Annotated in this window: 14 protein-coding genes; 11 read left to right on the top strand and 3 right to left on the bottom strand. The window is 64.7% G+C overall.

Annotated elements, in window-relative coordinates; all coding sequences use genetic code 11:
- Nucleotides 1-15 precede the first annotated feature (15 nt).
- Genes VN934_08210 through VN934_08190 form a run of 5 tightly spaced genes read left to right on the top strand, consistent with a single transcriptional unit; the run spans nt 16 to nt 5,554 of the window.
- Nucleotides 16-1,035, top strand: coding sequence for a hypothetical protein (locus VN934_08210; protein ID HXM18786.1), 1,020 nt, complete (start codon nt 16-18; stop codon nt 1,033-1,035).
- Nucleotides 1,032-2,045: a DUF4129 domain-containing protein gene (locus tag VN934_08205; GenBank protein HXM18785.1), complete on the top strand. Its 1,014-nt coding sequence runs from the start codon at nt 1,032-1,034 to the stop codon at nt 2,043-2,045. Before VN934_08210 ends, VN934_08205 begins: the two co-directional genes overlap by 4 nt.
- Entirely contained in the window at nt 2,042-3,289 is a 1,248-nt protein-coding gene (locus tag VN934_08200; protein ID HXM18784.1) for a DUF4350 domain-containing protein, read from the top strand. The genes VN934_08205 and VN934_08200 overlap by 4 nt, the downstream gene beginning before the upstream one ends.
- Nucleotides 3,237-4,205, top strand: a complete 969-nt coding sequence (locus VN934_08195) for a MoxR family ATPase (protein HXM18783.1) — start codon at nt 3,237-3,239, stop codon at nt 4,203-4,205. Before VN934_08200 ends, VN934_08195 begins: the two co-directional genes overlap by 53 nt.
- A complete protein-coding gene (locus VN934_08190) occupies nt 4,202-5,554 on the top strand; it encodes a DUF58 domain-containing protein (GenBank protein ID HXM18782.1) in 1,353 nt (450 codons plus the stop codon). The genes VN934_08195 and VN934_08190 overlap by 4 nt, the downstream gene beginning before the upstream one ends.
- A gap of 21 nt (nt 5,555-5,575) precedes the next feature.
- Here VN934_08190 and VN934_08185 read toward each other — a convergent pair whose 3' ends face one another.
- Nucleotides 5,576-6,547 carry a stage II sporulation protein M gene (locus tag VN934_08185; protein ID HXM18781.1) on the bottom strand — a complete coding sequence of 324 codons (972 nt, stop codon included), beginning with the start codon at nt 6,545-6,547 and terminating at the stop codon, nt 5,576-5,578.
- A gap of 40 nt (nt 6,548-6,587) precedes the next feature.
- Between VN934_08185 and VN934_08180 the strand changes: the two genes are divergently transcribed.
- Entirely contained in the window at nt 6,588-7,358 is a 771-nt protein-coding gene (locus tag VN934_08180) for an RDD family protein (protein HXM18780.1), read from the top strand.
- 66 nt (nt 7,359-7,424) lie between these two features.
- Nucleotides 7,425-8,444, top strand: coding sequence for a hypothetical protein (locus VN934_08175; GenBank protein ID HXM18779.1), 1,020 nt, complete (start codon nt 7,425-7,427; stop codon nt 8,442-8,444).
- Here VN934_08175 and VN934_08170 read toward each other — a convergent pair.
- Complete coding sequence (locus tag VN934_08170; protein ID HXM18778.1) at nt 8,422-9,423, bottom strand: xanthine dehydrogenase family protein subunit M; 1,002 nt, start codon at nt 9,421-9,423, stop codon at nt 8,422-8,424. The two genes, VN934_08175 and VN934_08170, sit on opposite strands and share 23 nt — an antisense overlap.
- A gap of 92 nt (nt 9,424-9,515) precedes the next feature.
- Between VN934_08170 and VN934_08165 the strand changes: the two genes are divergently transcribed.
- From VN934_08165 to VN934_08150, 4 genes are read left to right on the top strand one after another with little or no spacing between them, the layout of a single operon-like run.
- Nucleotides 9,516-10,076 (top strand): hypothetical protein, encoded by a 561-nt coding sequence (locus VN934_08165; GenBank protein HXM18777.1) that lies wholly within the window; start codon nt 9,516-9,518, stop codon nt 10,074-10,076.
- Nucleotides 10,077-10,123: 47 nt separating this feature from the next.
- On the top strand, nt 10,124-10,366 hold the full coding sequence (locus VN934_08160; protein HXM18776.1) for a hypothetical protein: 243 nt from the start codon (nt 10,124-10,126) through the stop codon (nt 10,364-10,366).
- On the top strand, nt 10,367-11,155 hold the full coding sequence (locus VN934_08155; GenBank protein ID HXM18775.1) for an SAM-dependent methyltransferase: 789 nt from the start codon (nt 10,367-10,369) through the stop codon (nt 11,153-11,155).
- Between the two features lie 30 nt (nt 11,156-11,185).
- Nucleotides 11,186-13,996 (top strand): AAA family ATPase, encoded by a 2,811-nt coding sequence (locus VN934_08150; GenBank protein HXM18774.1) that lies wholly within the window; start codon nt 11,186-11,188, stop codon nt 13,994-13,996.
- On the opposite strand, the gene VN934_08145 is transcribed toward VN934_08150, so the two are convergent.
- Nucleotides 13,993-14,472: a VOC family protein gene (locus VN934_08145; GenBank protein HXM18773.1), complete on the bottom strand. Its 480-nt coding sequence runs from the start codon at nt 14,470-14,472 to the stop codon at nt 13,993-13,995. The genes VN934_08150 and VN934_08145 overlap by 4 nt on opposite strands.
- Between the last annotated feature and the right edge of the window lie 8 nt (nt 14,473-14,480).

Raw genomic sequence — 14,480 nt, 5'->3', positions numbered from 1 at the left:
GGGAATATCAAAAATATGTCGTCGTTGCAGTCTGGCACGCCCCCCGCTACGTCTGCGGCCGGCGCAGCCGCGAGCCTGCGCCCTTTGTCCATCGGCGAACTCTTCGACCGCGCATTCAACCTGTATTTCCGCCACGTGCTCACCTTCGCGGCGATCCTGCTGGTGATGGTCATCCCCTTCGCGCTGATCCAGTATTTCATGTATAAGGATACTTTGGGCGCATCCATGGACGTGATCCAGGCCGTCGCGCAGCATCCCGGCAACCCGCCGGACCTTTCCAAGCTGCAGGCGGCGCAAGACAACCCGCTTGTCTACGTCCTGCTCCCGTTCTACTATCTCTTCGCATTTTTCGCCGTGCCGCTAGCCAATGCGGCCGTCGTATCGGGGGTTTCGCGCGCGTATCTGGGTCTGCCGGTACGCTTCGCCGACTGCTATCGGCACGCGTTCAGCCGCTGGGGCTGGGTGCTGCTGTTGGTGCTCCTGTGGGGAGCCATCATCTTCTTGCTCGTCTTCACCATGGTCTTCGCGATCGTTTTGATCGCCGTCGCTCTCGGCGCTTTGGCTGCGCTCATCAAGACGCCGGGTGAAGTGATCGCGGCGATCGTCGGCATCGGCATGTTCCTGGCGTTTCTCGCCTTGATGGTGATGCTCTACATGGCGTTTGCGTCTTCGTTCATCGCGACGGTCTTGGAGAAAGTCGATCCCTTGCGCGGCTTCGTGCTCGGCATCACCCGCATCTTCGGCGGCAAACAGTTCTGGCGTTCCTTTTGGGTGGCATGCGCGCTGCTCGTCATCGGTCTTGCGTTCGCGCTTGTCGCCGCAGGGGCCGGCGGTCTGGCTTCGTACGCGACGAAGGCGCCGCTGCTGTACCTGCTCATCGCGAACATCGCGCAGATCTTCTTCACCGCATTCGCGTTCACGGTCGTCGCGCTGTACTACTACGACATCCGCATCCGCCGCGAGGGCTTCGACCTCCAACTGCTCGCGGATCAGCTCCCCGCCGCACGCTCAAGCACGCCTCCCACCGCGACATGACCCGGCACGTCGTCGTCGCGGGTGCCTGCGCAGCAGCCGTGTCGCTTTTGTGCGCTCCATGCGATGCTCGGAACACCGCAACGGCCGGCGCGCAGTACGCCGCGGCGCTCAACCGTGCCGCCGATGCACTCGAAGCGGCTGCCAAGGGACAAGCTCATGACGCGGTCGTGGCCGATCTTCACGTACCGCCGGCGCCGCTGCCGGGCCCGCCGCGATTCTCCCCGTCGCTCGACGATTGGCTCCAGGCGGGGTTGCGTCAGGCTCGCGGGGAGTTCAAGGCGAAGACGCGCAGTCTCGAACTGCGCGACTTGGCGAAAACGCTGCGTGGGATCGGCGCGGAAACCGCGCAGTCGCAGAACGCGGCGCAGCCCAAACTCGACGCGGCGAAGACCGCTGCTGCCATCCTTGCGGACCCGGCGTATCACATAGCGGAGTCCGGCACCGCCGCAAAACCGCAAAGGACCTTATGGGACCGTTTTGTGGAATGGCTAGCCGGTCTCGTCGACAAGATCTTCGGCGGACTTTATAACGTTGCGGCAGGCTCGCCGCTCTTCGGCAAAGTGCTCGCCGTCGTCTTGCTCGTGACCTTCATCGGCCTGCTCGGCCTCATGAGTTACCGGTTAGCACGAGCGTTCTTGGCTCGGCGCCGCCGCGCCGTCGCTCTGGACGTCGGCGAAGCGTTGGAGCCACTGCCCGATTCTTCGAGCCTGTACGGTTTGGCGCGCGTCGCCGCCCGAAACCGCCAGTACGGAAAAGCCGTCGCGCTCGTCTTTCGCGCGAGCCTGATGCTCCTGGATAGAGCCGGACGCGTTCCGTACGATCCCGCGCGCACCGCGGGCGAATATCGCGCAGAGGTCCGGCGCAGGCTCGCGCCGGCCGCCGCGCCGTTCGACAGGCTGGCCAAGACCTTCACGCTGGCCACCTACGCCGAGGTCCCGGTGTCGGACGATGATTGGTCGCAAGCGGAGGACGCATTCAATCGGTTCGAGCCGTTGGCGGAACGCCGATGATGCGCGGCCGCCAATTCCCCTTCCTCGAGTTGGCGATCGTGGTGACGGCGCTCGTCCTTCTCGTGCTGGTCACGTATCTCAACTATCGCCGCCAACAGGCGGCGGCGCCGCGCTTTGACACATTTTCGACCTACGACGCGCACCGCGGCGGCTATCGCGCCTGGTACGAGCTGCTGAAGCGAGAAGGCATTCGCGAGGAGCGCTTCGAGTTGCGCCCGGTGTTCTTGGACGAATCAGTCCGCACGCTCGTCCTCGCCTACAACTTGGAAGAGCAACTGCTGCGCGCGGCATCGGGAAAAGGCACTGCAGGTCAGCTCACCGCTGCCGATCTCGATGCGCTCGTGCGCTGGGTCAAAGCCGGCGGCCGGCTGATCTGGATAACGGACGGCACTGAGGGAGTCGATTTGGGGGTGCCGCCGTTCGATGAGTCCAGCCCGCAGCGCGACGACGCCGTTGCGGTGGCGGTGTCGCGCCTCACCGCAGGCGTGGACAGCATTTCCGGCTCGGGCCGCGGGCGCGTGCCATTCAAACACTCTCAGGCGTTCGCACCGCTCATCGCCGACGACGTCGGCGCGGTCGTCTTGGAGTATCCGCTTGGGAAAGGCAGCGTGGTCGTCGTCACCGATCAAACGCTGTTCAACAACGCCAACCTGGCCAAAGCCGGCAACGCGCGTTTGGCGTTCAACATCGCCGCAGTCGGCGGGCGCGCGCGCGGTGTAGTGGCATTCGACGAGCACGTGCATGGATTTTTGTCCGGCGATTCGTGGTGGACGATCTTGCCGGTGCCGATGCGCGTTGGAGCGAGCGTGGTCGCCGTCGCGCTGTTGCTGCTCGTGCTGGGCACCGCGTTTCGCTTTGGCCCCACCGCCCGGCTGCCGCAAGACACCGAGCGGACCTCAGCCGAGTACCTGAGCTCAATGGCGACCCTGTTCGCGCGTGGCCACGCGGCGCGCAAGGCGGTGCGGGACCTGGTCGACATCAGCGTGCGCGACGTAGCGGGTGCGCTCGGCTTGCCGGAGAAAACGGACGCAAGCGTCGTCGCGGCCCGTCTACGGACGAGCGAAAATGGCGCGGCCAACGCCGACGCGATCATGGAATTGGACCGGATGCGCGGCTACCTTGCGCCGACCCCAAGAGAACTCGTGCGCGCGGCGCACCTCTGCGCTACGTTACGAAAGGAATACTCGCGGTATGGCCGCTTCGGCTTCGGTCGTCGCGGAGCGCCTGCAAGGCGGTCTGCGTAAAGTCATCGTCGGACAGGAACAAGCGATCTTCGCGTTGCAGCTCGCGCTGCTCGCCCAGGGCCACGCGCTGATCGAAGGGGTGCCGGGCACTGCCAAGACGCTGATCGTCCGCGTGCTCGCGATCCTGCTGGGCGCGGATTTCCGGCGCATCCAGTTCACTCCGGATCTCATGCCTTCCGACGTCGTCGGCACCACCGTGTTCAATCCCAAGACCGGCGAGTTCTTCACGCGCCGCGGCCCGATCTTCACCAATCTGCTCCTTGCCGACGAGATCAATAGGACGCCGCCGAAAACGCAGTCGGCGTTGCTCGAAGCCATGGAAGAGCGCCAGGTGACGATCGACGGCGTCACGACGCCGCTGCCCGCGCTCTTCATGGTGTGCGCGACGCAGAACCCCATCGAGTACGAAGGGACTTATCCGCTGCCGGAAGCCCAGCTCGATCGCTTCCTCGTGAAAGCGCACACGGGCTATCCCGCGACGCCTGATGAATTGGCGCTGTTAGAGCGAGTCGCCGCCGGTTTCGACGCGCGCAAGCTCGAGCGCGAGGGCCTTGCGGCGGTCGTCACCGAGGCCGAAGTGGAGGCCGCTCGTCAGGACGTGCGCGCGGTGCACGTCTCGGCCGGCTTGCAACGATACGTCTACGACATCGTCGCGCAGACGCGCAGCGCTTCCGATGTGAGCCTCGGGGCGAGTCCGCGCGCGGGCATTCATTTGCTCGTCGCCGCGCAAGCGGCGGCAGGCATGGACGGCCGCGATTTCGCGACGCCCGACGACGTCAAGAGCGTCGCGCCGTTGGTGCTCCCGCACCGCATTCTCGTGAAACCCGAGGCCGAAGTCGAGGGTCTTCTGCCCGATGACGTCGTCAAGCGTGTGCTGGACACGGTCGCTGTGCCGAAAGAAGCTTCGCCGGCATGATCCAGGCGCGAAAACCGCGCCGTTTCGATCCGGCTTTTCCGTGGATCACGCCGCGCTTCGCCGGCTGGCTCATCGTCGTCGCGTTGGTGATCTCGCTTGGCGCGTTGTGGCAGCCTTTGGTGTGGCTGGGTTTAACCGGGGGAATCGCGCTCGCAGGCTTTGTGCTGGCCGATCTCGCCGCAGGCCCGCGCAGGCGCGAGGTCGTCATCGAGCGCGAGCCCCTCGGCCACCTCGCCCTGCGAACGCCCTCTTCCTTTACGTACTCGATCGAGAACCGTTCCCAAGTTCCGATCCGCTACGGCATCGTGGACACGCCGATCGACCTGGTGCAGATGCCCGAGGAGCCTGTGCTGGGAACGGTCGGTCCGAATCGGCGCCAAGTCGAGCGCCTTTCCGTCACGCCGCTCGAACGCGGCAGTGCGCCGCTCGGCGACCTCTACGTCACGGCGGAAAACCCCATCGGCATGATCCAGCGACGTTGGCGCGTGCAGTCGAACGTCGAAGCGCGCGTGTATCCCGACCTCTCCGCGGTAGAGCGCTACGGCGCGCTCGCTCGCCGGGGCCGCTTGGTCGAAGCCGGCTTCCGGAAATTGCGCTTGCGCGGCGGCGGCGGCGAGTTCGATAGTCTGCGCGAATGGCTGCCCGACGACGAGTTCCGGATGATCGATTGGAAGGCGACGGCGCGCCGCAACAAGCTGATGGTCGCTCAATTCGACATCGAGCGCAGCCAAACGGTGATGCTCGTGCTCGACGCCGGCCGCCTGATGACCCCGCGCATCGGCGCGCAGCGCAAGTTCGACTACGCGGTCACGGCCGCGCTGTCGGTGGCCTTCATCGCCTCGCTTGCCGACGACAAGGTCGGGCTGATGGCTTTTGCCGGCACTGTGCGCGAACACGTGGCGCCTCGCTCCGGCGACCGGCACGTCGCGGGCCTCGTGCAACGCATGTACGACCTGCAGCCGCGCTTCGAGGAGTCCGATTACGCCGGCGCGTTCGCATACTTGAGGCAGCGTCAGCCCAAGCGCAGCCTCGTCGTCTTCTTCACCGACATGTTCGATCCGGTGGCCTCTGCGACCGTGCTTGCCAACGTCGCAGTCCTGTCGCCGCGGCATCTGGTCATCTGCGTGCTCATGAATGACGAGGCGATCGAAACTGCGCTCTCACTCGACCCGGCCGATCCCGAGGCGGCGTATCGCGCGAGCGTGGCCGCGGTGCTGCAGGCCGAGCGGCGCAAGGCCGTCGCCATGCTCATGAAGCGGGGCATCGGGGTGATCGACGTGCCGGCGCGAGATCTGACCGTGTCGCTGATCAACGCTTACATCGACGTCAAGGGCCGCAATCTGATCTAGGCCTGGGCTAAAGCCCCGGCACTACACATTTGATTTTTTATCAATACCAACGAATCCGAAGTAATAGAAGAGCGCCAGCGCGGTGAGCGCCCCCATGCTAAGGCGCAGCTCAGGCGAAAAGCGCTGCGGCGAGAAAAATCCTTCGATCAGCCCGGCGACGAGCAGCATGCAGCACACGCCTAGGAACAGCACGCCCGCGCGGCGCGCGTTGCGCACGAGGGCGTCCGCCCGCCGCAGCCTTCCGGGATTGAAGAACGCCGCGGCCAGCAGCAGCCCCCCGCCGCCTGCGAGTTGGATAGCGGTGAGCTCGATGACGCCATGCGGGGCGATCGTCGCCCAAAAATCGTAGCCGAAGCCCGCGTTGGTGTACATCGCGCCCTCTCCCCCGACCACCAGGCCGTTGCCCAGGATGGCGTAGAGGGTCAGCAGGCCGAGCGTGATGCCGCCGAACGCGGCGATGATCGACACCTTGATGTTGTTGGTCATGATCAGCGCCGAAACGGTCGCCGAATAGCCTCGATCGAATGCGAAGTTGCTGTCGTGCAGGCTCTTGTGGATCGGCTGCACCATGCTTGGGCCGAGCACGACATAGGCGTTGGTCGGTTTGGCGATGATGAGCGTGTACGCGATGACCGCTGCGAGCACGAACAGCGCCGCGCAGCTGAGGATGTACCAGCGCGAGCGCCGCACCTCGTTCGGAAAATCGCGCTTGAGAAAGCCGGCGACGCGGTCCCACCCGCCTTCGACGCTCCCGCCGTAGACATAACCATGGGCGCGTGCCGTCAGGCGATGGAGATAAGCGCGCAGACTCGGATCGAACTGCCGGCCCTCCGAAAACGCCAGATCAGACGTCACCCAACGGTAGAGACGACCGAGTTCCTCGATCTCCTCGGGCGCCAGCGCGCGCAAGCCGCGCCGCTCGGCGACGGCGAGCAATTGCTCGAGCCGCTGCCAACCTTGGCGCCGCCGTTCGACGAAAACCGCTTGCCGCATGCGGGCGATTTCCATCTTTCGCGCGAATGAGCCTACCGTCATGGAGCGAACGGTCACCGTCCGTACGCCGGAGAGCATCGCCTTTTACTATGAATTGGCGGGGCTTGGAAGCCGCTGCCTCGCGATCTTCGTTGACGGGGTGATCCAAGGGGTCGCAACGGTTCTCTTGTTCGTCTTGTTCAGCGTCGCTGCGGATCGAGCGAGTCAGCTCGCGAACGCGCTGCGCCTGGACGGCAAACAATTCGAAGCGCTCGTCGTGGCGTTCCTGATCCTCGTGCTGTTCTGGATCTGGTTCGGCTACTTCATCGTCTTCGAAGCTCGTTGGCACGGTCAGACGCCCGGCAAGAGGCTGCTGGGCATCCGGGTCGTGCGCGACGGCGGCTACCCTTTGGATTTCATGGGCTCGCTCTTGCGCAACATGATCCGCATCGTCGAAGCGGTGTTCGGCTTCTATCTCATGTCCGCGATCAGCGCGGTGCTGTCGTCGCAGAACAAACGCTTGGGCGATTATGCCGCCGGCACGATCGTCGTCCGCGACGTAGCCTTCGAAGTTCCCGATCCCAAGAAATGGCTCGAGGGCGATGGCGCAGCGGCAGCCGGACCGGCGTTGGTGAGCGCCATCGCGCTCAGCGATGAGGAGTGGGCCTTGGTCGATCGCTATATCGATCGGCGCACCTCGTTGCCGCCTGCGGCTGCGATCGCGACCGCGGCGCGCATCGCAACAGCATTGCGCCCGAAGTTGAGCGCCGAAGCGAACGGACTTTCCGCCGACGAATTGCTGATGCGCTTGGCCGCCTCGCGGCGGAGGTAACAACGGAAGCAGGACCTAAAGGTCCTGCTGCACATCTGGGGTGCTCCTCCGCATAGAAGGGGTCGAATGTTCGTCTATCTTCTCGCGTTTGCGTTGGCCGCCGCGGCGCCAAGCCCTACGCCTTCGCCCGTCGCCACGCCCTCCTACAAACCGGTCACCTGGCAGGGCGTCACCCTCGGTGAGAATCTCGATCGCGTGCGCGCGCGCCTTGGCCGCCCGATCTTCATCCGCAAGATCATCTTGGGCGAGAGCTTGGTCGAATACCCCTTGCGGGGCACCGACGCCACCATGCTGCTGACGGGATTGGAAGGACGCGTCTCCGAGATCCGCCTCGAGGCACCCGCGCCGAAGCAGATGCTCGTGTCGGTCTCGGATCCGTTCGGCGTGAGCCTCGGCGACAGCGTCTACCACCTGCTCGCCGCCCGCGGAAACCCGAATCGATACTACGACGACGGCGAAGGCGAAGGCACGAGCTACTACGGCGAAACGTCAGCCGTGCGCTGGGTATACACGATCCGCGACAACATCGTCTATGCGATCAGCGTGCAAGCGCCAAAACCGCCGCCGCCGGTCGTCATCGGACCGCGTGGCACCCTTGTGCTGCAAGGCACCCCCAAGCCGAAGGCGACGCCGATCGTTCTGCACGGCACGCCGAAGCCTTACGCGAGCGCCGGACCGCTTGCGACGACTGCGCCGCCGCCGGTCACGCCGACACCCTCGCATATCGTGCTCGCGTCCACGCCATCTCCGGTTCCGATGGGAACGGCCGCAGCGGCCACGACCTCGCCTGGCGGCAGCGTCTCGCCGCCCGCCGCGGCGCTCGAGTCGCTCGACGGCAAATCCGTGCAGACCGCTATTTTGGTGAAAGCACCCGATCAATCGACCGGCTTCATCTACATCTATCGCTACGTCGAGAGCTTGCCGTGCGGCGACGGCAGCGCGGATTGGCGTGTGATCGATCAGTCTATCTTGTTCGAGAACCGCCGCAACTACGCGAAGGTCGTCGGCGAATGTCCGACCACGCACGAACGCCGCACGTGGTATTTCGACATCACGCTGTGGTTCACGCGCGGGGATATCCGGTAGCGACGTCTTCGAGGGCACGGCGCGCGAAGACCCGCACCATGCGTTTGCGATACGGGATGGTGGCGCTCGTGTTGTCGAGCGGCTTGCCGGCGGCGAACGCGGCGTCTGCCGCGGCTTCCAGCGCTTCTTTCTCCAACGTGCTGCCGATCAGGCACTGCGCGACGGCGGGCACCGCCACGGGCTTCGACGCCACCGCATTGATGACCATACGCGCGTCGCGGCACACGCCGGCATCATCGAGCCGCACCACCAGCGCGACGCCAAGGATCGGAAAGTCGAACGAGTTGCGCAGCCGCAGCTTGCGATAAGCGCTCCGCGTATGGGGAGCCGGAGGCGGCACGGTCACGCCGGTGACGATCTCGCCTGGCTGCTTCGCCCACGCGTTGATGCCGTCGTTCACGTAGAAGTCCGCGATCGACACTTCCCGCTCGCCGTCGGGACCGCACAACGTCACCATGCCTGCGAAGGCTTGCAGCACCGGCGCGGTGTCGGATGAGTTGACGGCCAAGCACAGGCGGCTGCTCGTCGCGACGCGGCAGATATCGCCGTCTTTTTTCATGCAATAGCCGAGCGCTTTGCGCCAATCGAGGTTCTGATTGTAATAGTTGCAGCGGGTGTCCACGCACACGTTGCCGCCGATCGTTCCCATGTTCCGCAATTGCGGTGTCGAGATCAGCGCGGCTGCTTGCGCGAGCGCTGGATAGTACTTCCTGACCACGGCGCTCTCGGCGATGTCGGTGAGGGTGGCGAGCGCCCCCAGCGTCAGGCCGGTGACTTCGTTGTAGCGGATGAATCTCAACTCGTTGATCGGGCGCAGTCCGACCAGCACCTTGGGGGTGAACAGCCGCTGCTTCATGTTGGCGTACAGGTCAGTGCCGCCCGAGACGGGGAGGGCGTCCGGCCCGTACTGCGCGAGCAGGGACACCGCCGCGGCGACGCTCGAGGCGGGCTCGTAGCGAAATGGCGGGAGGCGCAACATCGTCGCACGCCTTCTCGCCGCGCGCGAGGAACTCATCCGGCAGGCGCACACCGGCCATGACCGAAGCATTGCCGCACGTCAGGAGAGGGTTCATGAACCTACGGTTATCCATTCCGTCAGCGTCCGCGTTTGCAGGGGCGGCCTTGGCTGCTGCGCTTGTCATCGCTGCGGGTTGCGCGAAGAAAAGCGAGGTCGCAAGCAACGCAACGCCCGCGGCCAGCGTCGCGCCGGCGAGCACGAGTCAAGCTTTTCCAGGCCCTGAGTCTTCAGGGTCGCCGGTCGGGGAGGTCGCGTCGCCCGAACCGGCGGCCAGCGCCTCCGCGCAAGCAACGGCGCAATCGACCGAAGGCGCTTACGTGACCGGCTCCGACAAGACCGGCCTGCCCATGTATCCCGGCGCGAAGCAAGACACGAGCATCAGCGGCGCCGACAACAGCGGAGCGGCGACCGTGATGGTCACGACGGACTCCTTCGACAAGGTGTACGCCTGGTATCAAAGCCAGATCCCCGCGGACTGGCAGCGCGCGAAAATGGACACTGCTGACGGCTCGGTTGCGACATTCCAACTGGAACAGGGCTCGACCACCAAGAGCGTCATGGTGGCGGGCACCAAAGACAAGACGACGATCACGCTGGCATCGTCGACCAAGTAACGAGCAAGCGACTAGCTTGCCCGTCCGCCTCTAGGGGGAGGGCGATCATGGCCAAGCCGTTCACGGACTATCTGGTCAAGCTGCACAAAGACGATGCGGAACTCGCGCGGTTCAAAAAGGATCCCGATGCGTGCGTCGCTTCGGCGGGGTTGACCAAGGCGCAGGGAGATGCGCTCAAGAGCAAAGACCAGGCGCACATCCAAGCCGCGCTCAATGTCGAGCACGGCTCGACGGTGCAATTCGGTCACATCGAGCTCACTCTCAAAGCGTTGATCGATAGACTCAAGTAAGTGCCAGGCTCGCTGACCTGCGTCGGCGTCGGCATCCAGTTCGGCGCCCATGCCTCCATGGGCGCGCGCCGCTCCATCGCCGCGGCCGACAAGGTCCTCCACCTCGCGGGAGATCAGGCAACCGCAGCATGGATCGACGAGCTCAACCCCGCAGCAGAATCGCTGCACGGGCTCTATGCGCTGGACAAACCCCGCATCGATATCTACAACGAGATGGTGGAACGCATCATGAACTTCGTGCGGGCGGGCATGGACGTTTGCGTCGTGACGTACGGTCACCCCGGCATCTTCGCGTATCCGACTCACGAAGCCATGCGCCTCGCCCGGGGCGAGGGCTTTCCTGCCACGATGCTGCCGGCGATTTCCGCGATTGACTGTCTCTACGCCGATCTCGGGATCGATCCGGGCACGAACGGCTGTCAGTGCTACGAAGCCACCGACTTTCTGGCGCGACGGCGCGTCTTCGATCCGTGCACGGCACTCGTCTTGCTCCAAATCGGGTTGACCGGTGATTTCACGCATCAAGACGTCTACGCACTCAAAGGCTATCAGGTGTTGCTCGAGGTGCTCGAGGCGACGTATGGACCCGACCACGAAATCGTGATCTATGAAGCAGCGCGGTTTCCGGTATGCGACGCCGTTATCCAACGCCTTCCGCTGTCAAAAGCGTCCCGGGCCCGCATTCTGGCCACGTCCACCATGTTCGTTCCGCCCAAAGGCCCCGCGCCGCTTGACGACGCGATGCTAGAACGCTTGGGTCTGAGCGCGGAGTCGCGGGCCCAAAAGTAGGCCACCGATGCGAGTCGAAGTGCCATGGTGATGAGTGCCAGGCCGGTGTACTGCGGGCGCTTTGTCGACCGGCGCGAACAGCTCGAGCTGCTCCTCGAGCGGTGCAAGGCGGCGCTGTCGGGGCAAGGCTCCCTCGTGCTTGTAGGGGGCGACGCGGGGTCCGGCAAGAGCCGGCTGATCGCGGAGTTCGGCGCCAGAGCCAAGACGCTTGACGCGCGCTTTGCTGAAAGCGACTGTTACGATTACGTACGCTCGCCGTTTGCCCCGTTCGTTTCCCTCGTGCGTGCTTTACACGCCGAGGACCCGAGCGTCATCCCCTCGATCGAGGATTCCGATGCGGCGCTTGCCGGACTGACGCCCGAACTCGTCAAGAAATCCGAAGCGGCACAGCGCGATGAGCTGAGACAGTTCGATGCGCTGACGGAAGTCTTTCGCCGCTTCGCCGCCAGGAAAGCGACCGTTGTCGTGCTCGGCGACCTTCAGTGGGGCGACGACGCGACCTTGCGATTCCTTCAACACCTGGTTCGCGCCATCGCAGCCTCGCCGCTGCTGGTGGTCGGCACGTACCGCCAAGACGAGTTGTCGCGCGGGCATCCGCTTCGGCATGTGCTCGCGCGGCTCTCGCGCCTCCCGTACATATGGCAGATCAAACTCGAACCACTGAGCGATCCCGACATGCAGATGTTCATCTTCCATGCGCTCGAGGGCCATGCGCCGTTGCCGACGGCGACGGTGGACGCGATCCGCTCGAGGTCGGAAGGCAATCCGCTCTTCGCGGAAGAGCTGCTCAAGAGCGCGCTCGATAGTCGCGGCGCCAAGCAGATCGAGCTTCCGCCGACGCTGCGCGAGGCGGCGCTTGAACGTTTGGCGCATTTCGACGCATCGGAGCGATCGATACTCTCGTGCGCCGCCGCCATCGGACGAGAATTCGGGGCCGAGTTCTTGGCGAAGACGCTCGACCTGACGCTGGAGAGCGTGACCCCGACGTTGCGCAAGGCGCTGGACTTGCAGTTGGTCGTCGAAAAAGCGGATGGCGCCATCCACTATGGATTTCGGCACGCACTCATCCGCGATGCCGTCTACGACGAGCTCTTGGCGGCAGAGGCGCGACCGCTGCATCGGCGCATCGCGACGGCGCTCGAAGATGCGGGCGCTGCCGACGACCGTATCGCGGAATTGGCATATCACTGGTGGCAAGCGCGCGATCCCGAGAAATCGGCGCAGTCGAACGAGCGCGCCGGTGACCGCGCGTTCTCGCTCTATGCCTATCACGACAGCGTGGCCAACTACGAGCGGGCGCTCGAATCCGAGGCGCTTGACGGCGCATCGCGCGCGAGGCTGTACCGCAAGCTCGCGCGAGCGCTAAAACGATGCGGTTTCGGCGATCGAGCCCGAGCGGCCCTCGAGTCCGCGCTTGATTACTATGAATCCGTCGGCGACCAGCAGGAGGTCGCAAGCGCCTGCCTCAGCTTGGCGCGGCTATGCGACGCGCTCGCGGATTTCGCGGGCCATCGTGCGATGACGTTGCGCGCCTTGAGCGTCGCCGAGAGCCTGCCTTCCAAGCATTCGCTTTTCAGCGCCCACGTCGAAATGGCGCGATACTACATCGGCTCTCACTGGTCGGGCCAGAAGGCTCTCGAGCATCTGGCCAAGGCGGAAGAGCTCAAGGAAGCCGCAGGCCCCAGAGCGTTGTTCCGCTTCTTCGAATATCGCTCGGCGCTGCATGCGCAGCTTGGGCGGCCTTCCGACGCGCTCGACGACGTGACGCACGCGGCCGGCATCAGCGAGCACGCCGGAGACCTTCAAGGCACGATCCGGTGTTGGGCCAACTTCGGGATCAGCATGGCACAGACCGGCGAGCGACGGCTTGCGGTCGAGGCCTTCGAACGCGCGCTCGAAACGGCCCGCGTGAAACAATTCCGCGGCCTCACCGCGAGTTGGAGCGTGGTGGAATTCGCCTATGCCTGCGTGATGCACGGCGAGCTGGAAAGAGGCCGCGAGCTCATCGAGCAAGCGCTCTCCGCCAACATCGACATGGCGAGCTTTCGCCTCCGCCTCGCGGCGGCAGGCGTCCTCTTGGGGCTGCTCCTCGATGACGCCGATCTCGTCCAGCGCTGCGCCGGCGCCGATCTCGTCGCCTTCGCGCTGCGCTCGAGCGGGGCGTACTCCATCGCGTGCGTGGCCACATTCGTCGAGCACGAGATGGCTGCCGGGCGCGACGATGCCGCCCGAAAACTATTGCACGAAGCCATTGAAGCGCTCCGCACGCTCGAGGTCTTGCCCGCGCCGGGTGACGCGGATCTCCTCTTCCTCTCGGTCGCCAAATACGGCGACCTTGCGGACATACCGCGAGCCAGGGAGTTTCTCCGAAAATCGTCGGAAATCACCGCGGCTCGCTCGGTGCCGGCCTTTATCGCGCTCTTCGAGGCTTTTGCTTCCACGCGCATCCACAAGGAGGGTGCGCAGATAGAGGCGCTCGAGGCCGCGGAGCTATTCCGCGAATTGCGCTGGCCGTATCATGAAGCGCAGGCGCTCGAACTCGCCGATCGCCTGCCGGAAGCGCTCGACATCTACCGCCACATAGGAGATCTGCACGACGCGCGGCGCCTTGAGACGGTGCTTGCGCCGGTCAACCGGCGTGGGCGCGCGCCCAATGCGCTGACCTCACGCGAACTCGAGATCTCAAAACTCATCGCCGGCGGCAAGTCGAACCGAGCGGTCGCGCAAGCGTTGGTCATCAGCGAGCGGACGGTCGAGAGTCACGTTTCTTCGATCCTGAGCAAATTGCAGCTCGTTTCGCGCAGCGAGTTGGTCGCGAAAATGAAAGTACTGGACTCCTAAAGAGCTTTGCCGAAGCGGCGAACTTCTGCTTCGAGGTCGAGCGGCCTCGTCGGCGCGCTTTTCTCGTGGTCGCCCCACTGCTCGCGCGGCACGAGCCACATGACCTCGAACTCGTTGCCGTCCGGATCTTTGCCATACAGCGATTTGGTCGCGCCATGGTCGCTTGCGCCTTCAAGCGCGCCGAGCTTGGTCAGCACATCGCGCACGGAGAGCAGATCTTCGATGTACGGCACCTCCCACGCGATGTGGAAGAGGCCGACGGCGCTGGGCGGCGGCTCGGTCGCGCGCGGCCCAAGCTCCAGAAACCCGAGATCGTGATGGTTGGCCGACCCCGCGGCCCGCATGAACGCCATTTGGCCTCCGGCGCGCGCGATCTCTTCGAGGCCGAAGACGTCGCGATAGAATTTGACCGAACGGTCAAGACTGCGGACTTTGAGGACCGCGTGATTGATCTTCTTCACCGCAACTGTTCCCACGATGCTCC

Origin of the sequence: Candidatus Tumulicola sp., assembly GCA_035601835.1 — a bacterium.
GTDB lineage: Bacteria > Vulcanimicrobiota > Vulcanimicrobiia > Eremiobacterales > Eremiobacteraceae > DATNNM01.
Note: the sequence above shows the minus strand (reverse complement) of the source record. Positions and strands in the feature narration are given on the sequence as shown.